We start from the raw sequence: 25374 nt of genomic DNA on the forward strand, positions 1-25374 counted from the left end.
AGAAAGCCTTCTTGTGCCCTCCCCCTTCCTCCTCTCCCCGAGGGCATGGGGGGTGGGCAGCGTCCTGATGTTGACCATACGCTCAGGGCGCTGCTGTGGACGGTGTTGTTGCTCCGTGCTGCGTCTCCCCTATGACAGCAGCGCTTCTCAGGGCCGCCAGCGCTTCATCGCGGGCGGCCCGATTTTTTTCTGCCAACTGGCGCACCGCCAGATAAAACGCCGAAAAATCGCCCCCCAACTGCCTGAACAAGGCACGAAATGCCGGCACCTTCTCGTGGTAGGTCGCCAGAGAAGCCATATGGGCATTGTTGGGATGGGGCTGGAACCAAGCGTCATAGCCCAGATAGCCTCCCCACTCCGCCTTCAGCGCTTGGTAACCACGCTCCAACTCAGCCTGTATCTCGACTTTGGCAGCATGCTTTGCGTCATCGGCCTGCTCGCTGGCATAAACAGCCTCCAGCAACGCCCTGCCCTGCTCCATCAGCCGCCTGAAGGCCTGCCGCCGCTGCTCCGCCCTGGGATAAGCCTCGCGCGCCGCCGCATCGCCCTCCTGTGCCAGCCAGCGCTCGTAGCCCTCCAACTCCACGGCCGTGGCAAAAGCCTCGTTGAAACCACTGTCGTCCTTGATATAGAGCTGCTGATGGGCCAGTTCGTGAAAGATCAGCCTGGCAAGCACAGCCTTGTCGTAGCGCAGAGTTGTATTGAGCAAGGGATCCGAAAACCAGCCCAAGGTGGAATAAGCGGGAACACCGTAGAGGAATACATCCTCGCCCAGTGCCTTGCGTGATTCGGCATATTGCTGGGCTTCGGCTTCGCTGTAATAGCCCCTGTAGCTCAAGCAACCGGCGATAGGGAAGCAGCTTTCCTGCGGTTTAAGCGACAGCGGCGGTGTGCTGACGATGTTCCACAGCGCATAGGGGCGGCCCAGATCCGCATAGCGGGTATAGCTGGCATTATCGGGTAGCTTCAGCTCGCGTATGGCGAACTCTCGCAGCCGCTGTGCCAGCCTCAGCTTGTTCGCCGTCTCAGGCGTGGTCGCCGGGTCGGCCAGTACCTCGTCTATGGCTCTGGCTTTATTCATGACCTCTGCCTGCCCGGTTGCCGCCTGGCCGACGAACGCCACGCTGGCGCAGCCCGTCACCCCCAGGCAGAACAGCAACCCCAGCAGCCGCCCCAGCCACGCAGCCATCAGGCCGCCTTGGGCTTGGCAGCCCGCAGATTCAGTACCACCAATGCCAGCACGCCAGCCACCAAGCCCCAGAAGGCAGAGCCTATACCACCCAGGCTGACGCCCGATGCCGTCACCAAAAAGGTGATCAAGGCCGGCTCACGCTGGCTGTCCTCGCGCATGGCCAAGGCAAGGCCGCTGGATAACGCACCGAACAAAGCTATGCCGGCAATGGCCAAGACCAACTCCGTGGGGAAGGCCGCAAACAAGGCCCCGACCGAACCGCCCAGCAAGCCCAACAACAGGTAGAAGCCACCAGCAGCCACGCTGGCGCGATACCGCTGCGCAGGGTCTTCGTGCGCCTCCTTGCCGGCGCAGATGGCGGCCGTAATGGCCGCCAGATTAAGCGCAAAACAGCCGAACGGCGCCAGCAGCAGATTGGTGAAACCCGTCCAGCCCACCAGGGCCGAAACCGGCGGCTCATAGCCAGAGGAGCGCAGCACCGCAACACCGGGGATATTCTGCGAGGCCATGGTGACGATAAACAACGGCAAGCCTATGCCCATCATGGCAGTCCAGCTGAACTGCGGTGTGGTCCAGACTGGCGCGGCAATGGCAAAGCTCACCCCGTCCAGCTTGATCAGGCCGAACCAGGCAGCCAGCAGGCTACCCACTAGCAGCACGGCCACCACGGCATAGCGGGGCAGAAAACGCTTGAAAAACAAATAAGCCAGGAACATGGGCAGCACTATCCAGAACTGCCCCTGCATGGCGGTAAAGGCATTGATGCCGAATTTCAGCAACACCCCTGCCAACATGGCCGCCGCAATGGACAGCGGAATGTATTTCATCGCCCGTTCAAACCAGCCCGTTATGCCGCACAGCGTAATCAAGGCCGCCGAGAAGACAAATGCACCGATGGCCTCACCCATGCTGTAGCCCGCCAGGCTGGTGGTCAGCAAGGCTGCGCCTGGAGTGGACCAGGCGGTAGAGACAGGAATACGGTAGCGTAAAGACAGACCTATGCAGGTCAGCCCCATGGCAAAACCCAGCACCATCAGCCAGGAAGCCAGTTCAGCCGGCGTGGCGCCAGCCGCCCGGGCCGCCTGGAAGATAATGGCCGCCGAGCTGGTATAGCCCACCAATACAGTGATGAAACCGGCAGCAAGTGACGGCAGGGGGATCAGCTTGAACATGTCAGGGGGCGCCAGCAATAAGGGACAGCCAGACAATAGACTAGCCCATGTACCGCAAGCCCGGTACACCTGATGGCCAGTGGCCGACACAGTGGCCCCGTCCGCCCAGCAAAACGCCACGGCTGACCGTGGCGTTCTGGCTACTTGCTCTTGCGTGACCGCAAGCTTGCAGCAACGGCTTATCTGGCTGCCTTGGCGGCAAAACCATCCGCCTTGATGTCCACCTCCAGCACCTCGCCATACTTGGCAGCGATGGGCCGTATGGCCTCGGCCTTGCCGACCAGCACCATTTGCAGCTTGTCCTTGGGGAAATGCTTGTCTATCAAGACACGGGCCTGCTCCGGCGTCAGGCTATCCACCTTCTGGCTGAACTGATTGACCTGCTCATCGCCAAAACCGTAGATGAACATCTCGCCCAGCAAGCCGGCAAGCTGCGCACCCGTCTCATACCGGGGTGGGAACTGTCCCTTCACATAGGCCTTGGCCGATTCCAGCGTCTCGGCATCAATGCCGCGCGTCCACAGCCGCTGATAGGTTTCGGTGGCCAGTGCCAGCGCCGCTTCGGTCTTGGGCAGTGCGGTAAAGCTGGACACCGCAAATGTGCCGTTCTGGCCATAGGTGGTAAAGCCGCTGCCAGCCCCATAGGTCAGGCCGGAGTTCACCCGCAGCTCATCATTGAGCCAGGAAGTGAAGCGTCCTCCCAGCACCGTATTGATCACCTGCAACGGCACATAGTCCGGGTCGCCGCGCGAGATACCCGCACCGCCAAACAGGAAGGTGGTCTCACGCGCATCCTCCTTGTTCACCAGCAATACCCTCGCCTTGCCGGCCTGGATGGGGCTCGCCGGCAATACCGCCGGTGCCGCACCCTCGGCGCGCCAACCGCCGAACAGCTGCTCGATCTGGCCACGCATTTCAGCGGTCTTGAAATCGCCTACCACCACCACAGCCGAGGTATCAGGACGATAGTAGCGACGATGGAAAGCCGCCAGATCGCTACGCTTGAGCTTGGCCAGGCTGCTGCCTGTCCCCTCTATCGGATTACCGTAGACACCTTCGCCATATAGCAGCTTGGCGTAATAGCTGCGTATGACGTTGCGCGGACTTTCCTTGGCCTGCTTCAGCTCATCCATGGTGCGTGCCCGCAGCTTGCCGAACTCATGCTCTGGAAAACTCGGTTTCTGGACGATATCTGCCAGCATGGGCAGCAGGGTCGCCACATCATCGCGGGCAAAACTGGCGGCTACCATGCTGAACTCGACACCGCTGCCACCGCCAATATCGGCGCCGCGGAAATCAAAGGCGTCATCCAGCGCCTGCTTGCTATATTTCTTGCTGCCTAGCAGCACGCCATCTGCCGTCAGATTGGCCAGGCCAGCCTGCGTGCCATCCAGCGCGCCGCCAGCACGGCTGATCACACGCACCGCCACCAGCGGGACGTCATGGCGCTCCATCAGGTAAACATTGAGACCGTTGGGCAGCTTTGCCGTGGCATAGGCCGGCAAGCGGAATTCGCTGGCCAGGGCAGAACCGGCCAGCGCAATCAAGCCAGCCAGGAAGGTTTTCTTCAGCATCATCAATCCTCCTTGGCCGCGAGCACGCCAACCGTGCGTTGCGACTTCTTCAGATATTTGGCAGCAACCGTCTTGATATCGGCAACCGTGAGCCGCTTGTAGGCAGCAGGCACGTCAAACAGCTTACGGTAGTCGCCACCGAACACCTCATAGTGCCCAATGCTGGCCGCCTGACCGTTGATGGTTTCCAGGCTGCGATAGAACTCCACCACCTTCTGGTTCTTGACCTTCTGCAACTCCTGCTCGGTCACGCCCTGCTTTACCACGCGATCAAGCTCGGCAGTAAAGGCCTGTTCCAGCTTGTCCGCCGCAACGCCATCGGCAGCCACTGCGTAGAATTGCATCAGACCGGGGTCAAACGTATCGCCTTGCCCGGCATCCACATCGCTGGCCAGGCGCTTGTCCACCAACGCCTTATAGAGGCGCGAGGTCTTGCCGCTGACCAGCAGGCTTTGCAATACATCCAGCGCGTAGTGATCGGGATGGTTGGTTTGCGGCACCTTGTACGCCACCATCAGGTTGGGCGTGGTCACCGACTCCTTGCGCACGAACACACGGCGCTCACCCACCTGCTCAGGCTCCACGGTGCGGACCGCAGGGGGCGCTGCGCGAGCGGGTATCGGGCCGATGTACTGCTCAGCCAGACGCTTCACCTCGTCGAACTTCACATCGCCCACGATCACGGCCACCGCATTGTTGGGAGCGTAGTAGGTATCAAAGTAGCGGCGCAGGTCTTCCTGGGTCCAGGCCTTGATATCGGACTCATGCCCGATAACCGGCCAGGAATAAGGATGGGCGCGGAATGCGGCGGCTTCTACCACCTCGCTCAGCATGCGCCAATTGGAATTCTCCAGCCCCGTGATGCGCTCTGACGCCACCACACCGCGCTCGCTCTCGACCATCTTGGGGTCGATGGCCAGATTGCCGATACGGTCACCTTCCAGTGCAAATATGGTTTCCAACGACGAAGCGGGGAACCAATCCTGGTAAACCGTCAGGTCATTGGAGGTATAAGCGTTGTTGGAACCGCCCTTGGATTCCATCACGCGGTCGAACTGCTTGGGGCCATAGACCTTGGCACCATTGAACATCATGTGTTCGAAGAAGTGCGACAGACCAGTAATGCCGGGTGCCTCGTTGCGCGATCCCACCTTCCAGAAGGTGTAGAAGTTCGCATTGGGTATGGCACGGTTCTCCAGCACCAGGAACTTCATGCCATTGCCCAGCGTGAAGGTCTTCACCTCATCGGCCGTCAGGGCGTGGGCCGGCGCAACCGCCAGGCCAAACACCAAGCCTCCGGCCGCGAGCAGGGTTTTCCACTTCATTGTTATTGCTCCTTTGTATGGCTATCTTGCCAAGCGGGTGGCATAGCTCTCCCCGACCCGACTGGCGCAGCATCATGCCATAGCCGCCAAACCGACAGAATATGCTGCGACGAAGTGACCTTAGGGTGGATGAGTGGCGGTACGCACCGACACGCTCAGTCCTACAGATTGCCGACAAACAATTTGCGCAGCAGCAGGTTCTTCAGGTCGCTGGCCTCATCCAGGCCCAGGCGAGCCAGCCAAGCCGGCGGTGCCTCTTTGTCGGTGAACAGGCCTTTGAGCGCCGCGGCCACCAATTCGAGCGGATTTTCACTGGCTTGCCGCATTCTCTGCAGCGCCTCGATGATCGCCAGCTCCTCGGCAGTGAAATCTGTGCCGAAAGGAAAGTCCGGCAGGTAGGCCTGCTGCCAGGGCACCATCCCCGCCGCCAGTACCTCAGGCAGGTTTCGACGTACCGCATCTGGCAGTTGATAGGATTGCTCCAGCTTGCCATTGGCCTTGGCGGTTTCCATCAGCTCATCCTGGAAGCGGCTGTCTGCTACTGCCAGCAAACGCTTGATCACTTCAGCGTCGGATTGGCCGCGCAGATCGGCCACGCCGTATTCAGTCACCACCATGTCACGTAAATGCCGAGGGATGGTAGTGTGACCGTAGTTCCAGACAATATTGGAACTCACCTTGCCCCGGCTTTCGCGCGTCGTCCGCAACATCAGGATGGACCGAGCACAAGGCAAGGCATGTGCCATGGCGACAAAGTTGTACTGCCCACCGACACCGGAAACCAGCTGACCGTTCTCCAATCCGTCCGATACCGCCGCTCCCAGCAGGGTGACCATCATGGTAGTGTTCATGAAGCAGGCACGCTGCCGCTGCACACTGGCGAGCGCATGCTGTACATCCAGCTGATTGATGAAGTCGATGCGGTGCATCTCGATACGGTCCAGCTCCTGTTCCGACATCTGCCGTAGCCGCTGATAGAAGTCGTTGGGGCCCAGGAAGAAACCACCGTGCAGGCAGACACCACCGCGCAAGCGCTCGCCCAGCAGCGCTCGCTCTATATGCAGGAAGGCGTCGGCATCATCGAGCCTTGCCGAGAATACCCGGCCCTCGTGGTGCAGTTGCTCATCACGCCATTGCACACCGGGTTTAAAGATGCCGAAGTGGACGAGAAACGCCACGTCACCGGCCGACAGGCTATTGCCAATACGACCTGCCTCATGCAGGCGGCGTAGTGTGTGGCCGCTGACTACCTGGCTGATATGGCCGTGATTGAGCAAACGCTGCAGTACCGCGTCGTCATAGACTTCACGCTTGACCACGCCTGCCTCAATCAAGCGCAACAATCCATTGACGAACATCTCCGAACAACCATAGAGACCCTGCTCGAACTCACCCAGATGGCGCTCGCCCAACTGGCCACGGCTCAGTGTCGCCAGCAAACGTCGGTAGGCGTCGTTATGCTGCTCGCGCAGTATCAAAGCCTGGGCAATGGCATCCCCCAGGGCGCCTATGCCTATCTGCAAGGTGCCGCCATCGCTGATCAGGCTGCTTGCATGCAGGCCGATGGCGTAGTCCTGCACGCTGACCTTCATATTGGGTGGCGCAAAGAGCGCGTGGGTGCCCACCGCATCAGTCACCACCAAGTCAAAAAAGTCCGGCGCCACTTCGGCCTGACGCGGCATGAAAGGTAGATGCTGATTCAAGACCGCCACGGTCAGAACCTTGTTTTCGCCTGCCGCCCGCAGGCGCTCCAATACCTCGAAAGTGAGATCCGGGTTGCTCGACAGTGATAGGCGCATGCTCTCGCCGTCGCCGTGCACCGAAACCGCCTGGGCCAGCAGATTGACCCCATGCAGCGCCATGTCTCTCGCCACAAAGGTGTAGTTGGTGCAGATATAGCTCTGCTGAGCCTCGGCATTACCCAGGTAGTCGCCCGTCTTGAGGAAGAACTCCAGCACCTCGACATTGGCCGGCAGCTTGCCCGCCCGCAAATCCAGCACATAGTCCAGATCGGGATAGTCTCCGAAAACCCGCTCAACAAACGGTGCCAGAAAATGCCGCTCTATCTCGCTGCCACCCACCGGTTTTTGCAGCGACAAGGCCGTGATGATCTTGAGCCGTCGTGCAGGTGTAGCCTTGATACGCTGATAAAGTCGATTGATGAAGGGATTGGGTTTGCCTATGCCCAGGGGTGTCCCCAAGACGATATCCCCTGGCAAGCGCGCCAATACTTCATCTACCGCCGCGTCCATCCTGTCCAGAAACAAGGGCATGGTGCATCCTGATTGTGTGCCTGCCTGCGCGTGGCGCGCGATGGGCAGGTGTTCCAAACGAGAAAGGAGCGCCGAAGCGCTCCTATCTTTGTACCACCAGCGAGGTTTACTTGCCGTAAACCGGGAAGCGGCTGGTCAATGCATGCACCTTGGCCTTGACCGCAGCGATATTGGCTTCGTCATTGGGCTTGTCGAGCACATCAGCCACCAGGTTGGCCACCATGATGGCCTCCTCTTCCTTAAAGCCACGGGTAGTGATGGCGGGCGAACCGATACGGATGCCCGAAGTGACAAAGGGGCTTTCCGGGTCGTTGGGGATGGCGTTCTTGTTGACGGTAATGTGCGCCTGGCCCAGCAAGGCATCGGCCGCCTTGCCAGTCAGACCCTTGGGTCGCAGATCCACCAGGAACACATGGCTCTCAGTACGGCCGGAGATGATACGCAGGCCACGCTCGGCCAAGGTCTTGGCCATGATGGCAGCGTTCTTCAGCACCTGTTCCTGATAGCTCTTGAACTCAGGCTGCAGGGCTTCCTTGAAAGCCACGGCCTTGCCCGCAATCACATGCATTAGCGGGCCGCCCTGCAGGCTGGGGAACACATTGCTGTTCAGCATCTTCTCGTGTTCTGCCTTGGCCAGGATGATGCCGCCACGGGGACCACGCAGGGTCTTGTGGGTGGTCGAGGTGACAAAGTCGGCATGCGGCACCGGGTTGGGGTACACGCCAGCGGCAATCAGGCCTGCATAGTGGGCCATGTCCACCATGAAGTAGGCGCCTACCTTCTTGGCGATGGCCGCCATGCGCTCAAAATCGAAGCGCAGGGCATAGGCCGAGGCGCCGCCGATGATCAGCTTGGGCTGGGTTTCAACCGCAATCCGCTCCATCTCGTCGTAGTCGATCTCTTCCTTGTCATTGAGGCCGTAAGGCACGATCTTGAACAGCTTGCCCGACAGGTTGGCTGGCGAACCATGCGTCAGGTGACCGCCGTGGCCCAGGTTCATGCCCATGATGGTGTCGCCCGGCTTGAGGATGCTGAAGTACACCGCCTGGTTGGCCTGCGAGCCCGAATGGGGCTGCACGTTGGCGTACTCGGCGCCAAACAGCTTCTTGACACGGTCTATGGCCAATTGCTCCACCACGTCCACATACTCGCAACCACCATAGAAGCGCTTGCCTGGGTAACCCTCGGCATACTTGTTGGTCAGTTGCGATCCCTGCGCTTCCATCACGGCCGGGCTGGTGTAGTTTTCCGAGGCGATCAGCTCGATGTGCTCGTGCTGGCGAACGACTTCGCTTTCAATGGCGGCAGACAGTTCGGAATCGTATTGGGCGATGGACAGCGGCTTGAACATGGCGGGGCTTCCGTAGGAAGGTGGGGGAGTAAAGACCGGTATTTTACCATGTCGCGCGACATGAACCAGTTGAATGGATTGCATATTCATCGTGCGCCCCATTCATCTTATAAACTAGGCCCATGGAACGCCCCGTCTGCCCCAAGTGCGGCTATGCCCGCCAAGCCACCGATGCGACTACTGGCAACGCCTGTCCGCGCTGCGGTGTGGTCTTCGCCAAGTATGCCCAGTACTTAATCGAACGGCAGTCAGGCCAGTTGCCCACTCAGCAACAAGCCAGTAGCACCGAGGCAGAAACCGAAGGCTGGCGCCACCTGTTGCTGGCGCGCTTGTTTCACCGGCCGGCACAGGCGCAGCCTTCCGTACTTATGGGTGAAGCCTTGCTTACCTTGGTCCTGGTGGTATGGGGCATGTGGTTTATTGCTGGCGACTGGCGTAACGGCGATGCGGGCAACTCCTTGCTGCATGGCGCCAACCTGGCTTTTCACGAATTCGGGCATCTGCTGTTCCGGCCGCTGGGAGAGTGGATGATGTTCCTGGGCGGTAGTCTGTTCCAATGCCTGGTGCCCGTGATACTGGGCGGGGCATTCCTGCTGCGCGAAGGCAAGCCCTATGCTGCCGCAGCCTGCCTGTGGTGGCTGGGCCAGAACTTTATCGACCTCGCACCCTATGTCGGCGACGCCCGCGCCATGGACCTGCCCCTGATAGGCGAATGGAACGAGGAAATGGTCGAGTTCCGCAGCGAACGCCACGACTGGCACAACCTGCTGGAACCCTTGGGCCTGCTGGAATGGGACCATGGCCTGGCAGCGTTGGCGCACTGGAGCGGAGCCCTGCTGATGCTCGTTGCCTGGGCCTGGATGGGCTGGTGGTTGTGGCAATGCCTGCAGTTGCTGCGGGAGTCGCGCTGAGCGCCTGTTATAAACGCAGCGGTGAGCGGGTGGCAGGCGCCATGGAAACCCTGGCGCACTGCACCACCCTGTCTTGACATCACCAGCCAGGCCGGGTGAGGTCTCTACAGCCCTTTCACCGCATAGATGCCAAGGGTGTTGCGCCAGAAACCCTTGTAATCCATGCCGCAGCCAAACAAGAAGCGATCCTCCACCTCCAGGCCCACGAAATCGGCATGCATGCCAGGGAAGGCCTTGCGGTCATGCGACTTGTTGACGACAACGGCCGTCAGCACCTCGGTCGCCCCCTGCTCGCGGCAGTACTCGATGATGGCTGCCAGGGTATTGCCTTCGTCCAGGATGTCGTCGACGATCAACACGGTACGGCCATGCATGTCCTCGGTCGGCTTGACCTTCCAGTTCAGCCGTCCGCCCTGGGTCTTGTCGCCGTAGCGGGTAGCGTGCAGATAGCTTACCTCCAGCGGAAAACGCAGGCGCGGCAGCAACTGGCCAGCGGCAATGATGCCGCCGTTGAGCACTACGTAGACCAACGGGTTGGCGTGCTTGAGCACCTCGGTCACGTCTGCAGCCATGCGATCCAGCGCCGCGCTTACCTCGGCATCGCTGTGCAGGCAATCGGCCTCGGCCATCACCTTGACGATTTCGTCCTTCATGTTCATGTCCATCTCCTGCACCCTACCCAAAGCTTGAAAAGGCGCGAAGGGTAGCGATGAAACTGCTTTACTTCAAGGGCTTGCAGACAGCATAGACGAAACCACCGTGCAATCACCCTGCCTATCGTCTAAGCTCCGCGCCGTTATTTGCCTTGCACAAGGGGGGTTACACCATGGCCGTACATGAGATTCGCCATCCGCTGGTTCGCCACAAGATAGGCTTGGCGCGCGAAGCCGATATGAGCACCAAGAAGTTCCGCGAGCTGACAGCCGAGATAGGCCGCCTGCTGGCTTACGAGGCCTGCCAGGATTTTCCTCTGGAAAAAGTCATGCTGGACGGCTGGTGCGGCCCGGTTGAAGTGGAGCGCATCAAGGGCAAGAAAGTAACGGTGGTGCCGATACTGCGGGCCGGCATAGGCATGCTGGATGGCGTACTGGACATGGTGCCCAACGCCAAGATCAGCGTTGTCGGCTTGGCGCGCAATGAGGAAACCCTACAGCCCGTGCCCTATTTCGAGAAGTTCGTAGGCGATCTGGCCGAGCGTACCGCACTGATCATCGACCCCATGCTGGCGACCGGCGGCTCCATGGTTGCCACGGTAGAGATGCTCAAGCGCAACGGCTGCAGCCACATCAAGGCCTTGGTCCTGGTAGCCGCGCCGGAAGGCATCAAGCTGATGACGGAAAAACACCCGGATGTGGACATCTACACCGCCGCCATAGACAGCCACCTGAATGAACACGGCTACATCATTCCTGGTCTGGGCGACGCTGGCGACAAGATATTCGGCACCAAACACGGCTAACACAAGGGGAGACGATGAACGATACGCTCAAGACCGCCATAGGCGGCGCACAGATACTCTTTGTGGCATTTGGCGCCACCGTGCTGGTGCCGCTGCTGACCGGGCTCAACCCCAGCCTGGCCCTGTTGGGTGCTGGCATCGGTACATTGATATTCCAGTTTGTTACCCGCCGCGAAGTACCCATCTATCTGGGCTCCAGCTTTGCCTTCATCGCCCCCATCATCTATTCAGTACAAACCTGGGGCATGCCCGCCACGTTGGGTGCGCTGGCGGCCGCCAGCTTCTTCTACTACGTCGCCGCCGGGCTGGTGAAATGGCGGGGGGTGGAATTCATCCACCGCATCCTGCCGCCCGTGGTGATCGGCCCGGTCGTCATGGTCATCGGCCTGGGTCTCGCCCCGGTCGCCGTAGGCATGGCCAGCGGCAAGGCCGGCGCCAACCAGGTGGTGCCCTACGCCACCGCCATCAGCCTGGCAGCCATTGCCCTGTTCACCACCATGCTGGTAGCCATCAAGGCGCGTGGCATCATGAAGCTGGTCCCCATTCTGGCTGGCGTAGCAGCAGGCTACATCGCAGCGCTATTCATGGGCGCGGTCAATTTCCAGCCCGTCATCGACGCCCCTTGGTTCGCCCTGCCCCAGTTTGGCAAGCCGGAGTTCAACCTGGCCGCCATCCTGTTCATGATACCGGTGGCCATCGCCCCCATCGTCGAACATGTGGGCGGCATCCTGGCCATCGGTTCGGTTACCGGCAAGGACTTCACCGAGCGCCCAGGCCTGCATCGCACCTTGCTGGGCGACGGCCTGGCCGTCAATGTGGTGGGCCTGTTCGGCGGCCCGCCGGTAACCACCTACGGCGAAGTCACCGGCGCCGTCATGCTCACCCGCAACTTCAACCCGGTCGTCATGACCTGGGCAGCCTGCTTTGCCATCCTGCTGGCTTTCGTGGCCAAGTTCGGCGCCTTCCTCAACACCATACCCCTGCCTGTCATGGGTGGCATCATGCTGCTGCTGTTTGGCTCCATTGCCAGCATCGGCCTCAAGACCGTGATGGAAGGCAAGGTCGACCTGGGCGACCCGCGCAATCTCTGCATCATCTCTGTCGTGCTGGTCACCGGCATAGGCGGGCTGGCAGTCAATTTCAGCGACAGCTTTGGCCTCTCGGGCGTCAGCCTGTGTGGCATCTTGGCGATATTGCTGAACCTGTTGCTGCCCAGGGCTGCAGCCCACCATCCAGAGCAGGCGCAATGAAGCAATGACGTGAGCCGGGGCTGCAGTTATAATCCGCCCCGTCTTTGGGGAGTAGCCGTTCCGCCGCCCCGGCGGAAGCCCACGTCAACATACTTGGCCCGCATGGCCATGGCGTAGGCAACAGGATCGCCTGATCCTGCCTGGCAAGACCACAGACGCATCCGAACGGCAAGGGGCCGCGGCGGCATGCGTCTATGGTTCTTGTTGCCGGCCCCGGAGAAAATCAATCATGGAAGCTTTCCTGGTATCGACCGGCATTGTTGCGCTGGCCGAAATTGGCGACAAAACCCAGCTGCTGGCCTTGTTGCTGGCGGCCAGATTTCGCAAACCCATTCCCATTGTGCTTGGCATACTGGCCGCCACTCTGGTGAACCACGCGCTGGCCGGTGCTGTGGGCAGCTGGTTGATGGCGCTGATCGGCCCCACTACCATGCGCTGGATACTGGGCATCTCGTTCATCGCCATGGCCGGCTGGATGCTGATACCTGACAAGCTCGAAGACGACACCCGCCTCAACGAACGCCTTGGGGTGTTCGGCACCACCCTGGTAGCGTTCTTTCTGGCCGAGATGGGCGACAAGACCCAGGTGGCCACGGTGGCGCTGGCTGCACGCTTTAGCGACTATTGGTGGGTGATTGCCGGCACCACCGTAGGCATGATGCTGGCCAATGCGCCCGTGGTCTGGCTGGGTGACAAAGCGGCAAAAGCATTGCCGGTTGCCCTGGTGCACAAGGTTGCCGCAGGGATATTCGCCGTATTGGGCCTGCTGGCCCTGGCTGGCGTCGGCTTGTCCTGACGGCGGGTGGGGTAGTCGCCCCTACTGCCTTAGAGCCTGTTCAAAGTCTTTTCGCCGCGCGCCGGCCCGCTGGGCTGTTCTGGAAAATGGCCAGGCACAAGGCGTGGCGCGCCGGCAATAACAAATTATTGCCAAGCGCCACTACGCAGTGAATGGTCGTTTTCCAGTTCAGCCCTTCGGGTTCGCAGCCTTGCCGGCGAACGGCGGCGTTGCAAGCCGCTTACGGTACCCGTACCGCTGCGCGGCTTGCGCCTTGCCCTTCATCCGGCAAGGTTGCGAGCCCAGCGGGCCGCGACGCGGTGAAAAGACTTTGAACAGGCTCTTATCCAGGAACTCAGGCTGGAAACACCCCGGTGGACAGGTAACGATCACCCCGGTCACAGACTATGCTGACGATGGTGGCATGCTCCAGCTCTGCCGACAGCTTGAGCGCCGCCGCCATGGCACCGCCAGAACTGATACCGGCGAAGATGCCCTCCTCTGCCGCCAGTCTTAGGGTCATGGCCTCGGCTTCCTGCTGTGTGACCTCCATGATGCGATCTATCTTGGAAAAATCGCAGATACCCGGCACATACTCGGCAGGCCATTTACGTATGCCAGGTATCTGGGCGCCATCCACCGGCTGCACACCGATGATCTGCACAGCGGAATTCTGCTCTCGCAAGTAACGCCCGGTGCCCATGATGGTGCCCGTTGTCCCCATGCTGGAGACAAAATGGGTAATGCGGCCCTCTGTGTCGCGCCATATCTCGGGACCGGTGCCCTCATAGTGGGCCAGCGGGTTGTCGGGGTTGCCAAACTGGTCGAGTATGATGCCCTCGCCCGCGTCCCGCATCTGCTCAGCCAGATCGCGCGCCCCCTCCATGCCTTGCTTCTGGGTCACCAGCACGATCTCTGCACCAAAGGCTTTCATGGTCTGGCGCCGCTCTATGCTGAGGTGTTCCGGCATGATCAGCCGCATCCGGTAGCCCATCATGGCCGCCGCCATGGCCAGGGCAATGCCGGTGTTACCGCTGGTGGCCTCGATCAGGGTGTCGCCAGGCGCGATCTCACCGCGCGCTTGTGCCCGCCGAATCATCGACAGCGCCGGCCTGTCCTTGACCGAGCCGGCAGGGTTATTGCCTTCCAGCTTGGCCAGCACCACATTGCTGCTCTTGCCCGGCAAGCGCTTGAGCCTGACCAGGGGGGTATTGCCGACAAAGTCTTCCAGTGTTGGGTACATGCTTACACTCCAGGGGAGCGCACATTGTACCCAGGCAGCCACCCCAGCCATAAAGCCGCATTGGCTATTTCTATATGCGACGCCACGGATACCACATAAAAAAGCCCCGTTTGCACGGGGCTAATCTACGGCGGAGAGGCAATGATTATTTGGGAAAGTAGTCCTTCAAGGGCTTCTTCAGATGCAGGACCCAAAACTGGGTATCGCGCTCATCACTCTGTGCAACGCGGTAGCTGGCCTCTACCGCATTGCCCTTGGCATCTGCCAGCTTGCCATCGGTGTCCACCAGGTAGGCCTCCGGGTCACGCTCGGCGGCAGCAACATCGCCCTTCAGGCCAAAATCGTTGTCATTGATCACCGCCAGCTCACTGGCATCGGCAAACTTGCCCAGCTCTCCCACCACCGCCAGGCCTTCGGCCTTCTCGGCGTTCCAGCCCAATTCGCGCAGGTCGAACAGGCGGGTCTTGCTGATCATCTTCAAGCTGCTGCTGGCGCTGGCCGACACGATATTGCCGCTGCCTGTCACCTCGCCGCCAGCCTGGAACTGGCTGAGTGCCTTGGCGTCGGCATATTCAAGCGCCTTGCCGTCAGGCAAGCTCAGGCCTGTCAGATCCTGCGCACCCTTGGTGTCTATCAGGTAGACCACATTGCGCATGGTCTTGTTCTTGTCCTTACCCTGCTCAATCAAGAGGAAGCGGGTATCGTCTATGGCCACCAGGTCGCCTATCTTGGCATCGCCACTCTTCTTGTACTCGCTTACATCGTGGGGGTAGGCAAACATCTGCGTGCTGTTGGTCTTGGGGTCCAGCACGACCAGGCGCAGGAACTGCGCACTGCCCCGTGTCTCTTTCTTGATATCCAGCGTGCTTTGCACAATGGCAGCCACCTTGCCGGACGGGGTCACGGCCACACCTTCAAAGCCACGGTTAGGTTGGCGCTCGCCCAATATCTCGGGCAGGCCTGCACCGGGCATGTACTGCTGCATGAATTCGCCGGTCTTGGCGTCAACCTGTGCCAGGAAAGGGCCATATTCATCGACTATCCACAGATTGCCCTGCTTGTCGAAGTCGATGCCTTCAGGGTCCATGCCAAAATCGTCGTACTTGAGCGGCTTCAGCTCATCGGATAGCGGCACCTCTTTGGACGAGCCACTGTTCTCCGGCGCAATGGGGCGACCACTGATGGCCTTGCCATCCTGCTTCAGCGGCATGGTGCTGACGACCCGGGCACCCTCAGCCAGCTGCACATTGATGGTGGCGATGCGCGGTGAGAAATCGGGCGCCAGGAATACCTTGGACGGTGCAGCCTTCTCGCCTGCCTTGACCTTGGGCGAATCACCATTGGGGCCACGGTCTGTCAGCGCCCAGAAGCTCAGGGAGGCATCCTTCTCGTAACCCTTGAACCGCAGACCCGAGCCCACAGCCAGGTGCAGCCCCTGCGGAAACTCAGCCTTGAACTTGCCACCATAGGGGATGTAGTCGGCTGCCGGCACCTGTAGGGCATAGCGCTCCACCGTGCTCACCACCTCGTGTTCAACCGGATTGATCTCGACAGTTTGAGCCTGGGCGGCAACGGTAAAGAGCGATGCCACGGCGGCGGCTAGACGGGCTTGCATGGTGAATTCCCTGTTTGCATGGTGAATAGTGTCAGGCGCTACGCTACCTCCGCAAGATGACAGCAGTACGACAAGGCATTATGGCGACGGAAGGCTTTGACCGGCTGGCCCGCATCATCTATCCCAAATAACACGCCCGCGAATGCGCTGGCGGCCACTCAGCCAACCGGAGTACATCATGAAGAAGCGCTTTGCGACGTTCCTGATCTCGGGCAAGGCCGCCACCTTGCCCATGCTGCTGCAAGAAGCCATGGCCAACAACGGCCCTGTCACCCCCAGCTATACCGATATCACGACCGGTGTACTCACCCTGGTGGAACTACCCCAGGCAGGCAAGTTCCAGCTGGAATCGACCGCTTATGGTGTCGTACCCACTATTTGCGTGAATGCGGGCGCCACCGCCATGTCCACGGTGGTGACAGGTGTGCAGCGCGGCGACCAGGTATTTATTGCGGCCTCCAGCGACAAGGACGACCCGGCCTTCCTGGCACTGAACAGCCAGCTCCGCGTGGGCCAGCAGAACTTCACCCTGTTGGCACAATTCCGCCACGATGGTACCGATCTGGCAGCACCGGTAGGTGCCACCACCTCCACTTCCACAGCTAGCATCACCTTCTCCATCAACCTGACGGAATTGGCCAGTCGAGGCTTGGTAGGGATCAAGGGCACGAAGTTCTATCTACAGGCCATGGTCTGGCCCAAATCGGCAGACGGCTCGGACTGGAGCCAGTTCCGCTATTCAGAGCTGGATGAAATCACGGTGGACAGCTGCACAGCCCCCTAATTGCCTACCTCCGCACTGTTACCAGACGGCCTGCCCCTTTACCAGGGCAGGCATGCGCGTTTGCGACGTGTCGGTGCGGCTGACCTCGCGCTGCTGCAGCAAGCCATGTCCCTGCCTGGCTTCTGCCACTATCAACCGCAGTGCCGGACGCTCTACCCCGACTTTGCAAGCCGCCTGGCCCGCTTCGAGTGGCTGAGCCGGATCGACCCGCCGATAGAGATGGACATCCTTATAGAGTCGGCCCTTACCGCCGAACCGGTAGGCCTGATGAGTCTGTCGGCCATCGACCTGCTCAATGGCAAGGCGGAGTTCGCCATCTATATGCATCGCGCCGGCCGGGCCTTCTGGGAGGCCTGGCATTACGCCATGCACACCGCTTTCCATCACCTGAGCCTGTACAAGCTGATCTTCCTGGTTTCAGCCGAAAACACCCGGGTATTGGCCCTGCTAGATAGACTGGCGCTACGGCAAGAGGGCGTGCTGCAGGCAGAAATCACGACGCCGGAAGGCAAGCGGCTGGATCTGCATCGCTATGCCATCGATGCCAGCGAATGGCCGGCCAGCAGGCTGCATATGCATCTGCTGCGGCTGGCACCACTGAATGAGATACACAGCCATGGCTGATCGCATCCTAGTCTTTGCACCCCACCCCGACGACGAAGTACTGGGCTGCGGTGGCTTGCTAGCCGAAGCCGTACGCAAGGGCAGCAAGATACGGGTCGTCGTAATGAGCGATGGCGAAGCGGGTTTGCCCCCCACAGGAAAGCACCATGACAGGCTGGCCGAATGCCGTGCCGGTCTTGCCTTGCTGGGGGTGGACGACATTGTTTTCTGGCACTACCCGGATGGCGCCATACCGATGTCCGGCCCCATACAAGCAGCCTATCGCGATGCAGTACAGGTTTTCCGGCCCCACCGGCTACTGTTGCCAGCACCATCGGAGCAGCACGAGGATCACCGCCGCTGCAGCCGTGGCCTGTTGGCCGCGCTGACAGGCCACTGGCAAGGTGAGCTGTGGTTTTACGAAACCATACAGGCCAACCCCAGCATCAACCGCCTGCTGGTGCTTGAAGACATGGACAGCAAGCTGGCCGCGCTGCGCTGCCATGCATCACAGTTGTGCCAGTACGACTACCTGCGGCATGTGGAGAGCCTAGCCAGCCTGCGTGGCCTGGCAGCAGGCGCAGCCCATGCCGAGGCTTTCCTCCAATTCGACTGGGATGGCACGCCCCAACGCTTCTTCGAACACCCCCCCCTGCTGTCGGTCATTATCCGCGCCAGCCGCAACGCGCTATTGCAACATGCGCTCAGCAGTCTGCAGCGACAACGCTATCCCATGCTGGAGGTCGTACTGGTCTGGTTTGGCGACGACGAACCGGCACTGGCCGCCTTCCAGACGCTGGAGCTACACATCGTTCCCGGTGTAAGCAATCGCAGTGACAACCTCAACCTGGGCATCGCTGCGGCCAGAGGGGATTATCTGGCCATACTCGACGAAGATGACGTGGTCTATCAAGACCATTACACCCAGTTGATCGCCGAGTTGCAGCAGGATAGCAATGTCGATGCCGCCTATGCCGGCTGCCAGTTGCGCCCCTGCGTGCTGCAAGGCGACACGCTACAGACTGGCCATGTGGTGGCCACCCTGAACCGCCCCTTCAATGCCGCGCGGCTTCTCGTCGGCAACTACATCCCCATCCACGCCCTGGTCTGGCGCGCTTCCCTGCTCAAGTCTCAGCGCTTCGACAGCGAACTGGGGGCCTACGAGGATTGGGATCTGCTCAGCCGGTTGGTACTGGCAGGGAGGCGCTTTACCCACCTGGATAGCATCAGCTGCGAATACCGCCTGCTGGGCGATAGCCTGGAGAGCGACCAGCGCAGCAACCACCAGGCCAAGGGCTACCAACCCTGGCAAGCCGTGGTGCAGGCCCGGATAGCTGGCCAGTTGAGCGGGCCGCAACTGGCAGCCATCGCCAGCCTGGTCGATGGCCTGGAACAGCAGCACGATGCCAAGGATGCTGCCCTGGCCGAGGCCAGGCATGAGCAGCAGCAGCTCGCCACCGCACTGGAGAGAAACCGCGAGGCACAGTCCTGGCAGACCCGCAGCCAGACTGCACTGGGCCTGCCGACCGGCACGACGGAGAGCGCTGCCCGCCTAGCCGGCCTGGCAATAGCCCAAGGCCGGCCACGCTTCTCCATTATCCTGCCGGTCTATAACACGGCAGCAGCCATCCTGACCCAAACGCTGGCCAGTGTGGTGAACCAGCATCTGGCCGATTGGGAGCTGTGCCTGATCGACGACGGCTCCAGCCGGGCCGAGACGCTAGCCGTGCTGGACGATTTTGCACGCGATCAGGCAGGCAACCCCAGGGTACGCTGCCGCAGGCGGAGTGAGCAGGGCGGCATTGTGGCTGCCAGCAACGAAGGCATACAGATGGCGCAGGGCGAGTGGCTGGTGCCGCTTGATCATGATGACCTGCTCTACCCGGAAGCCCTGCTGGAGGTCGCACTGCTGCTGCAGGCACAGCCCGAGCTGCAACTGATCTATAGCGACAGCCAGACCATAGACGAGTCTGGCCGCGCCTTGCAGGTCTTCCGCAAGCCGGACTGGTCACCGGAGCTACTGCATTCGATCAATTATCCCAATCACCTGACGCTATACCGCCGTGAGCGGGTGCTGGCGCTGGGTGGCTACAGGCCGGCCAGCCACGGGGCGCAGGATTACGACCTGTTGCTGCGCGCCAGTTCGGCACTGGCGGCCGACCAGATAGCCCACCTGCCCAAGGTCTTGTACGACTGGCGCGCGGTAGCAGGCTCGCTTGCCCATAGCCGCGCGGCCAAGCCCTGGGCACACGATGCCGCGCTGGCCGCGGTGCAGGAAAACCTGGCACGCCTAGGCATAGGCGATGCCCAGGTCGGTTGGGACGAAAGCTATCCTGGCATACTGGCCGATTGGCCAGCCAGCGGCGAGCTGGTGCATGTGATCATCCCCACACATAGCAATATGGAGGGCTTGCAGGCGTGCGTGGCCGGCTTGCTCCAGGCGACAGACTACCCGCAGCTGCACATCACCATCGTTGCCAACCTCTGTACCGAGACCATGCTGGCCGCCGTCGAGGCGCTGGCAGCCAGCGATGCCCGTATCAGCTGGGAGCGTGACGACAGCCCGTTCAACTGGGCCGCCATCAATCAGCGGGTTGCCGAGCGCAGCCAGGCGCCCCTGCTGTTGTTCCTGAACGACGATGTCACCGTTCAGCACCCCGAATGGCTGCAACGCATGGCGCGCTTCATGCGCCTGCCAGGTGTAGGCGTGGTGGGGGCGACACTGTTCTTCCCCGATGGCAGCTTGCAGCACAACGGGATAGAAACCGACCCACAATGGATTGCCGCCGAGCTACGCAGCTGGGGCGAGCGCTACGAGTGCCTGCTCAACCGCAATGTATCGGCCGCCACCGGCGCCTGCCTGCTGGTCAGACGCGACGCCCTGCTCGCTGCCGGCGGCTTCGATTGCCGCTTTGCCGTCAATTACAACGATGTGGATTTCTGCCTGGCCGTACGGCAGGCCGGCTGGCGCATCGTCCAGGCCGTGGACGCCCGCCTCACCCACGACGCCTCAACCACCCGTGGCAGCACGGCAAACGACGACCCGGTGTGGCAAGCAGAAGCGGCCCTGATGCGCGAAAAATGGGGAACCCAATTGCGTGAACGCTATCGTTCCCGCTACCAGGTGTATCTGCAAGGCAGCAGGGTATTGCATGTCAGCGTTTAGCGCCTGTTACCCACTGCAGGCATTCGCTCAACGCATACCCGCTGCGGCCAAAACAGGTAAGGCCGCACCATGCACGGCGGCGGCCACCAATGTGTCAGCTGCATCAATATCCATGCCCCGCTCCGTGTACCAAGCCGGGTTGTAATAGCTGTGGGCATAGCGCTCGCCGCTATCGCACAGTATGGTCACGATGGAGCCGCTGTGGCCCTCAGCCTGCATCTGCTGCGCCAGCGACAGCACACCGACGAAGTTGGTGCCGGTCGAGCCCCCTACCCTGCGCCCCAGCCGTTCGCTGACATAGCGCATGGCCGCCAGGCTGAGTACATCCGGCACCTTGAGCATGGCCTCGACACAATGCGGGATAAAGCTGGGCTCGACCCTGGGCCGGCCTATGCCTTCAATGCGGGAGCCACACGGCAAGGTCAGCTGGTTATCGGGTTTGCCCGCCAGGGCGCTTTGGTAGTAGTCGAAGAACACCGAAGTCTCAGGATCGACACAAAGTATCCGGGTCACATAGCGCCGGTAGCGGACATACCTGCCCAGCGTGGCACTGGTCCCTCCCGTACCCGGGCTGCACACTATCCAGTCCGGAATGGGATGCGGCTCTTCGGCCATCTGCTTGAAGATGGATTCGGCGATATTGTTATTGGCTCGCCAGTCGGTTGCCCGTTCTGCGTAGGTGAATTGATCCATGAAGTGGCCCCCGGTCTCGCGCGCCAACCGTTCCGACTCGGCGTTGATGGCACCCGGATCGTCCACCAGATGACAGCGGCCGCCGTAGAATTCGATGGCGGCAATCTTCTCCGGCGAGGTACTGGCCGGCATGACGGCCACAAAAGGCAAGCCCAGCAGCCGCGCAAAATAGGCTTCCGATACCGCCGTGGAGCCACTGGACGCCTCGATCACCGTACTACCGGCGTGCAACCAGCCATTGGTCAAGGCGTAGAGGAACAGCGAGCGTGCCAACCTGTGCTTGAGGCTGCCGGTAGGGTGGCTGGATTCGTCCTTGAAGTACACCTGTATGCCAGGGTAGCCCGGCAAATCCAGCGGGATCAGATGGGTATCAGCCGAACGATTGAAATCGGCCTCGATCTTGTGGATGGCACTGGCCACCCAAACGCGATTACTCATGGCGGAAAAGGCTTGGTTGCAAGGATGGCCTTATCTTACACGCCGTTCCGCCTTACCATCAGGGTGCTGGGGAAATCGCCAACTCGCCCTTGCGCTGCATGTCCTCCAGCACTCCCGTCAACCGGGCTGCCAGGCCACGATGCCGTTTATGCAGGTAATGATACAGCGGTACTTCCTCAACCGGGGTGGACACCCGGCAGAGCAGGTAACGCGGATGCCGCTCCCTGGCCGCATCCAGTTCCACACCCACGCCTACCGCATAGTCGGCCAAGCCTTCGCTGACCATGCGCAAAGCATCGTCATTGCCTGAGGAGTTCAGCACGGCAACCTGCCGGGTCCTGCGCTCCAGCACCAGCACACCGCGCTCATGAACTAACCGCTTTGCCAACAGTTGCGCCCAACTGATCTGGTTGGGGCAGCTATCATGGCCGTAGGCCACCACGCTGAGGCTAACCACTGGTACGGCGACTCTTACCAGGCTGGGTATCTCATGAGCCAGCTCGGCCACGCGCATGGTATCGCCATCCAGCTCGCCCTTGGCGGCCAGTGCCAATGAGCGCCGCAAGGGATAGGGTTCAAACCGAGGCGTGACACCCAGGCGCTGGTAAGCCACTCGCAGCACGGCCTCAGCACGGTCAGTCAATTCCGAAGGCTGGTCACTACGGCCCAGGCGCAGCTCGTTAGCTGCCAACGAGGACATAGCAAACAGCACCAGCAGGCACGTTGCCAGGATGCGATGCACGGCGAACACCCATCGTGCCTCCCCCTGGTTGACCAAGGCCCTACGGGGTGGCTATCAATGCGCCGAATAGGCTTGTGCCTGGCCTGCGTCGTGCCACCCTCACCCATGTATAGAGGCACCACTCGCGGCGCCCCCTTGTACGTATTAGCCGATCGATACCCCTGCAAACAGGACTGGTGGATGACCGGTAGCCGATGCCATAGCCCCGACGCAACACCGCAAGCTCCGTAATAGCCTGACACAATAATAGGCTGGCACAATGGCGCTCGCCGCACCTGCCCCATGCCCATTCGGAGATCGTGTCGTGAAACGCAAAATCTGGCTTAGCCTGATACTGGCCGCACTGCTCGTCAGCGCAGTGGTCATCAATGCCATCTGGTTCAGGCCGTGGTCAATACGGGTATTCTTTGAGCGGGTATCGCTGCAGCAGGCACTGGATTCGCCGCAGGCGCTATCCGACCTGCGCCTGCTGGAACCCTGGGGCCTGCGTGGACACAACGCCAGGCTGGACGATAACTCCGATGCCCAGGAAGCGCGCCAACTGGCCCGCAGCAAGCAGAACCTTGCCACCTTGCAGGCGTATGATCGCAACAGCCTGAGCCCCGCCGACCAACTCTCCTTCGACACCATGCAGACTGTGCTGGAGTACGAGCTGGCAGGAGAACGCTTTCGCTATCACGACTTCCCGGTCAACCAGCTGTGGGGCGAGCAGCAAAGCCTACCCAACTTTTTGCTGAGCACGCACCAGATCAACGACCGCGTTGACGCCGAGCATTACATTGCCCGGCTGAAGGCTATGCCGACCACGCTGGGGCAATTGGGTATCAAACAGACAGAGCGCGCACGCCGTGGCATTGTGGCGCCGCACTTCGCCCTGGTGAAATCCGTCGCCAATATGCAACGCTTTATTGCCACACCTGAGGAGCGCAACCCGCTTTACGAAAACCTGGCACGCAAAACCAGCGGCATAGAATCCATTTCCGCAGAAGAACGCCAACTACTGCTGGCCCAGGCAAAAACAGCGCTGCAGAAACAAGTCTATCCCGCGTATCGACAACTGATTACCGCCACCCAGGCCTTGGCCCGGCAGCACACCCAGAACCTGGGTGCCTGGTCCCTGCCGGACGGCGCAGCGTTCTATGCCTGGAAGCTGCGCGGCCACACCACGACCGAGCTGAGCCCCGAGCAGGTACACAGCATAGGGCTGAGCGAGGTCGCCCGCATCCAGGGAGAGATGCAACGCATACTGCAGGCCCAGGGCGAAAAAGCCGACGATGTCGGCGCTGCCATGAAAAAGCTTGGCGACGATCCACGCTTCCTCTACCCAGACACCGACGCGGGCCGCGCCCAGATACTGGCCGACTACAAAACCATCCTTGCCGAAGCACAGGCCGCACTACCCCAGGCGTTTGGCCACCTGCCAGTCGCCAAGCTCGATGTGCAGCGTATACCAGCCTTCAGCGAGCAAACTGCACCCGGTGCCTACTACGAGCCCCCCGCCACCGATGGCAGTCGGCCCGGCGTATTCTTTGCCAATCTGCATGACATCAAGGCCACCACACGCTGGAGCATGCGGACGCTGGCCTACCATGAGGGCGTACCTGGCCATCACTTCCAGAGTGCCCTGGCACGCGAGCAATCCGACCTGCCGAGCTTTCGCCGCTACAACTGGTACACAGCCTACGGCGAAGGCTGGGCGCTCTATGCCGAGCAACTGGCCTGGGAGATGGGCCTGCAAACCGACCCATACGATCAACTGGGTCGCCTGCGCGACGAGCTGTTCCGGGCCGTGCGGCTGGTGGTGGATACCGGCCTCCACGCCAAACGCTGGAGCCGGGAGCAGGCAATTGATTACATGAGCCAACACACCGGCATGCCCGAAAGCGACACCGTGGTGGAAATAGAGCGCTATATGGTGGACCCAGGCCAGGCCTGCGCCTACAAGGTAGGCATGCTTAAGATACTGCAACTGCGCGAAACCGCCAAAACCCGACTGGGTGCCAAGTTCGACCTGCGAGCCTTCCACGACCTGATACTGGCTGCCGGCCCCTTGCCGCTGGATCTGCTGGAGCGTCGGGTCAATGACTGGATCAAGGAAAGCGCAGCGACACGATAAGTGATTAATATCCCACCAACCTAGGCGGGATATTAATCACAACAGCCACTTAACAATAAAAACAAGAATATGAAACCAGACAATTATCTCATCATCGACTTTGAAGCAACATGCTGCGACCAGGGATCAGTTCCCCGAGAACACATGGAAATCATCGAGATTGGTGCCGTTATGGCAAGCGCCCATGATCTTGAAATCATCAGCGAATTTCAAAGCTTCATCCGGCCTGTCAGGCATCCAAACCTTACTCCCTTTTGCAAGTCACTTACCTCAATACAGCAAGCCGAGGTAGACAGTGCTCCACTGTTTCACGACGCCATCCTCGCGTTCAAAAAGTGGCTGTACCAGTATCCCAATTTCATCTTTTGCTCCTGGGGTGATTATGACTACAAGCAGCTTGAGCAAGATTGTCGATTCAATAAAGTCCCCAACCCTGTTTCGGCGCAGCATGTCAACCTGAAAAAATTGATCGCTGAGAAGCAAAACCTAATGAGAAAGCCGGGACTTGGAGAAGCCATCAGACTATCCGGCCTTACGTTTGAGGGTAAACATCACCGTGGCATCGACGATGCGCGCAATATTGCACGCTTGCTACCCTATATATACGGTACTGAAACTTTCAAAAGCAAAGATAATTGCCGTCCACGCACAAACAACCGAAGTCAATAAGCCGCCCCAAGGTAATGATGGAC

Annotated in this window: 20 protein-coding genes and 1 riboswitch; of the genes, 9 read left to right on the top strand and 11 right to left on the bottom strand. The window is 60.6% G+C overall.

Going from position 1 to position 25374, the window contains the following annotated elements:
* Positions 1 to 82: 82 nt before the first annotated feature.
* From QQK16_RS10010 to glyA, 6 genes are all read right to left on the bottom strand, one after another.
* Positions 83 to 1189 carry an aminopeptidase gene (locus QQK16_RS10010; protein WP_284196317.1) on the bottom strand — a complete coding sequence of 369 codons (1107 nt, stop codon included), beginning with the start codon at positions 1187 to 1189 and terminating at the stop codon, positions 83 to 85.
* Complete coding sequence (locus QQK16_RS10015) at positions 1189 to 2364, bottom strand: benzoate/H(+) symporter BenE family transporter (RefSeq protein ID WP_284196318.1); 1176 nt, start codon at positions 2362 to 2364, stop codon at positions 1189 to 1191. The genes QQK16_RS10010 and QQK16_RS10015 overlap by 1 nt, the downstream gene beginning before the upstream one ends.
* A gap of 179 nt (positions 2365 to 2543) precedes the next feature.
* Complete coding sequence (locus QQK16_RS10020; protein ID WP_284196319.1) at positions 2544 to 3941, bottom strand: M16 family metallopeptidase; 1398 nt, start codon at positions 3939 to 3941, stop codon at positions 2544 to 2546.
* Complete coding sequence (locus tag QQK16_RS10025) at positions 3941 to 5263, bottom strand: M16 family metallopeptidase (RefSeq protein WP_284196320.1); 1323 nt, start codon at positions 5261 to 5263, stop codon at positions 3941 to 3943. Before QQK16_RS10025 ends, QQK16_RS10020 begins: the two co-directional genes overlap by 1 nt.
* 161 nt (positions 5264 to 5424) lie before the next feature.
* The gene (locus QQK16_RS10030) at positions 5425 to 7536 is read right to left on the bottom strand and encodes an acetyl-CoA hydrolase/transferase C-terminal domain-containing protein (protein WP_284196321.1); all 2112 of its coding nucleotides are present in this window, start codon (positions 7534 to 7536) and stop codon (positions 5425 to 5427) included.
* 106 nt (positions 7537 to 7642) lie between these two features.
* On the bottom strand, positions 7643 to 8887 hold the full coding sequence (glyA, locus tag QQK16_RS10035; protein WP_284196322.1) for a serine hydroxymethyltransferase: 1245 nt from the start codon (positions 8885 to 8887) through the stop codon (positions 7643 to 7645).
* A gap of 122 nt (positions 8888 to 9009) precedes the next feature.
* Between glyA and QQK16_RS10040 the strand changes: the two genes are divergently transcribed.
* Positions 9010 to 9798, top strand: coding sequence for a TFIIB-type zinc ribbon-containing protein (locus QQK16_RS10040; protein ID WP_284196323.1), 789 nt, complete (start codon positions 9010 to 9012; stop codon positions 9796 to 9798).
* 104 nt (positions 9799 to 9902) lie between these two features.
* Here QQK16_RS10040 and QQK16_RS10045 read toward each other — a convergent pair whose 3' ends face one another.
* A complete protein-coding gene (locus tag QQK16_RS10045) occupies positions 9903 to 10457 on the bottom strand; it encodes a hypoxanthine-guanine phosphoribosyltransferase (RefSeq protein ID WP_284196324.1) in 555 nt (184 codons plus the stop codon).
* A 167-nt stretch (positions 10458 to 10624) separates the two neighbouring features.
* On the opposite strand from QQK16_RS10045, the gene upp reads away from it, so the two are divergent.
* The 3 genes from upp to QQK16_RS10060 all read left to right on the top strand — a co-directional run bounded on the left by upp (position 10625) and on the right by QQK16_RS10060 (position 13303).
* Positions 10625 to 11257, top strand: coding sequence for a uracil phosphoribosyltransferase (gene upp, locus QQK16_RS10050; protein ID WP_284196325.1), 633 nt, complete (start codon positions 10625 to 10627; stop codon positions 11255 to 11257).
* 14 nt (positions 11258 to 11271) lie between these two features.
* Positions 11272 to 12507, top strand: a complete 1236-nt coding sequence (locus QQK16_RS10055; RefSeq protein WP_284196326.1) for a uracil-xanthine permease family protein — start codon at positions 11272 to 11274, stop codon at positions 12505 to 12507.
* Between the two features lie 34 nt (positions 12508 to 12541).
* Positions 12542 to 12713, top strand: a riboswitch (yybP-ykoY riboswitch).
* Between the two features lie 23 nt (positions 12714 to 12736).
* Entirely contained in the window at positions 12737 to 13303 is a 567-nt protein-coding gene (locus QQK16_RS10060; protein ID WP_284196327.1) for a TMEM165/GDT1 family protein, read from the top strand.
* Between the two features lie 334 nt (positions 13304 to 13637).
* Here QQK16_RS10060 and cysM read toward each other — a convergent pair whose 3' ends face one another.
* Both cysM and QQK16_RS10070 read right to left on the bottom strand, forming a co-directional pair.
* On the bottom strand, positions 13638 to 14525 hold the full coding sequence (gene cysM / locus QQK16_RS10065; RefSeq protein WP_284196328.1) for a cysteine synthase CysM: 888 nt from the start codon (positions 14523 to 14525) through the stop codon (positions 13638 to 13640).
* 145 nt (positions 14526 to 14670) lie between these two features.
* Positions 14671 to 16140, bottom strand: a complete 1470-nt coding sequence (locus QQK16_RS10070) for an esterase-like activity of phytase family protein (RefSeq protein ID WP_284196329.1) — start codon at positions 16138 to 16140, stop codon at positions 14671 to 14673.
* Positions 16141 to 16318: 178 nt separating this feature from the next.
* On the opposite strand from QQK16_RS10070, the gene QQK16_RS10075 reads away from it, so the two are divergent.
* The 3 genes from QQK16_RS10075 (at position 16319) to QQK16_RS10085 (ending at position 20693) form a co-directional block, all read left to right on the top strand.
* The gene (locus QQK16_RS10075) at positions 16319 to 16924 is read left to right on the top strand and encodes a hypothetical protein (RefSeq protein ID WP_284196330.1); all 606 of its coding nucleotides are present in this window, start codon (positions 16319 to 16321) and stop codon (positions 16922 to 16924) included.
* A gap of 105 nt (positions 16925 to 17029) precedes the next feature.
* The gene (locus tag QQK16_RS10080; protein WP_284196331.1) at positions 17030 to 17548 is read left to right on the top strand and encodes a hypothetical protein; all 519 of its coding nucleotides are present in this window, start codon (positions 17030 to 17032) and stop codon (positions 17546 to 17548) included.
* Entirely contained in the window at positions 17541 to 20693 is a 3153-nt protein-coding gene (locus tag QQK16_RS10085; protein WP_284196332.1) for a glycosyltransferase, read from the top strand. Before QQK16_RS10080 ends, QQK16_RS10085 begins: the two co-directional genes overlap by 8 nt.
* Positions 20694 to 20720: 27 nt before the next feature.
* Here the strand turns inward: QQK16_RS10085 and QQK16_RS10090 are convergent, their stop codons facing one another.
* The gene (locus tag QQK16_RS10090) at positions 20721 to 21824 is read right to left on the bottom strand and encodes a PLP-dependent cysteine synthase family protein (RefSeq protein ID WP_284196333.1); all 1104 of its coding nucleotides are present in this window, start codon (positions 21822 to 21824) and stop codon (positions 20721 to 20723) included.
* Positions 21825 to 21882: 58 nt separating this feature from the next.
* Complete coding sequence (locus tag QQK16_RS10095) at positions 21883 to 22575, bottom strand: substrate-binding periplasmic protein (protein WP_284196334.1); 693 nt, start codon at positions 22573 to 22575, stop codon at positions 21883 to 21885.
* A 295-nt stretch (positions 22576 to 22870) separates the two neighbouring features.
* On the opposite strand from QQK16_RS10095, the gene QQK16_RS10100 reads away from it, so the two are divergent.
* Together QQK16_RS10100 and QQK16_RS10105 are read left to right on the top strand one after the other, a co-directional pair.
* A complete protein-coding gene (locus tag QQK16_RS10100) occupies positions 22871 to 24682 on the top strand; it encodes a DUF885 domain-containing protein (RefSeq protein ID WP_284196335.1) in 1812 nt (603 codons plus the stop codon).
* Positions 24683 to 24751: 69 nt separating this feature from the next.
* Positions 24752 to 25351, top strand: coding sequence for a 3'-5' exonuclease (locus QQK16_RS10105; protein ID WP_284196336.1), 600 nt, complete (start codon positions 24752 to 24754; stop codon positions 25349 to 25351).
* The last annotated feature ends 23 nt before the right edge of the window (positions 25352 to 25374 follow it).

Source organism: Chitinimonas prasina (genome assembly GCF_030160395.1).
GTDB lineage: Bacteria > Pseudomonadota > Gammaproteobacteria > Burkholderiales > Chitinimonadaceae > Chitinimonas > Chitinimonas prasina.

Excerpts from the sequence above, each read along its gene's own strand:
- QQK16_RS10010 (WP_284196317.1), bottom strand. The coding sequence starts at position 1,189 with ATGGCTGCGTGGCTGGGGCGGCTGCTGGGGTTGCTGTTCTGCCTGGGG.
- QQK16_RS10015 (WP_284196318.1), bottom strand. The coding sequence starts at position 2,364 with ATGTTCAAGCTGATCCCCCTGCCGTCACTTGCTGCCGGTTTCATCACT.
- QQK16_RS10020 (WP_284196319.1), bottom strand. The coding sequence starts at position 3,941 with ATGATGCTGAAGAAAACCTTCCTGGCTGGCTTGATTGCGCTGGCCGGT.
- QQK16_RS10025 (WP_284196320.1), bottom strand. The coding sequence starts at position 5,263 with ATGAAGTGGAAAACCCTGCTCGCGGCCGGAGGCTTGGTGTTTGGCCTG.
- QQK16_RS10030 (WP_284196321.1), bottom strand. The coding sequence starts at position 7,536 with ATGCCCTTGTTTCTGGACAGGATGGACGCGGCGGTAGATGAAGTATTG.
- glyA (WP_284196322.1), bottom strand. The coding sequence starts at position 8,887 with ATGTTCAAGCCGCTGTCCATCGCCCAATACGATTCCGAACTGTCTGCC.
- QQK16_RS10040 (WP_284196323.1), top strand. The coding sequence starts at position 9,010 with ATGGAACGCCCCGTCTGCCCCAAGTGCGGCTATGCCCGCCAAGCCACC.
- QQK16_RS10045 (WP_284196324.1), bottom strand. The coding sequence starts at position 10,457 with ATGAACATGAAGGACGAAATCGTCAAGGTGATGGCCGAGGCCGATTGC.
- upp (WP_284196325.1), top strand. The coding sequence starts at position 10,625 with ATGGCCGTACATGAGATTCGCCATCCGCTGGTTCGCCACAAGATAGGC.
- QQK16_RS10055 (WP_284196326.1), top strand. The coding sequence starts at position 11,272 with ATGAACGATACGCTCAAGACCGCCATAGGCGGCGCACAGATACTCTTT.
- QQK16_RS10060 (WP_284196327.1), top strand. The coding sequence starts at position 12,737 with ATGGAAGCTTTCCTGGTATCGACCGGCATTGTTGCGCTGGCCGAAATT.
- cysM (WP_284196328.1), bottom strand. The coding sequence starts at position 14,525 with ATGTACCCAACACTGGAAGACTTTGTCGGCAATACCCCCCTGGTCAGG.
- QQK16_RS10070 (WP_284196329.1), bottom strand. The coding sequence starts at position 16,140 with ATGCAAGCCCGTCTAGCCGCCGCCGTGGCATCGCTCTTTACCGTTGCC.
- QQK16_RS10075 (WP_284196330.1), top strand. The coding sequence starts at position 16,319 with ATGAAGAAGCGCTTTGCGACGTTCCTGATCTCGGGCAAGGCCGCCACC.
- QQK16_RS10080 (WP_284196331.1), top strand. The coding sequence starts at position 17,030 with ATGTCCCTGCCTGGCTTCTGCCACTATCAACCGCAGTGCCGGACGCTC.
- QQK16_RS10085 (WP_284196332.1), top strand. The coding sequence starts at position 17,541 with ATGGCTGATCGCATCCTAGTCTTTGCACCCCACCCCGACGACGAAGTA.
- QQK16_RS10090 (WP_284196333.1), bottom strand. The coding sequence starts at position 21,824 with ATGAGTAATCGCGTTTGGGTGGCCAGTGCCATCCACAAGATCGAGGCC.
- QQK16_RS10105 (WP_284196336.1), top strand. The coding sequence starts at position 24,752 with ATGAAACCAGACAATTATCTCATCATCGACTTTGAAGCAACATGCTGC.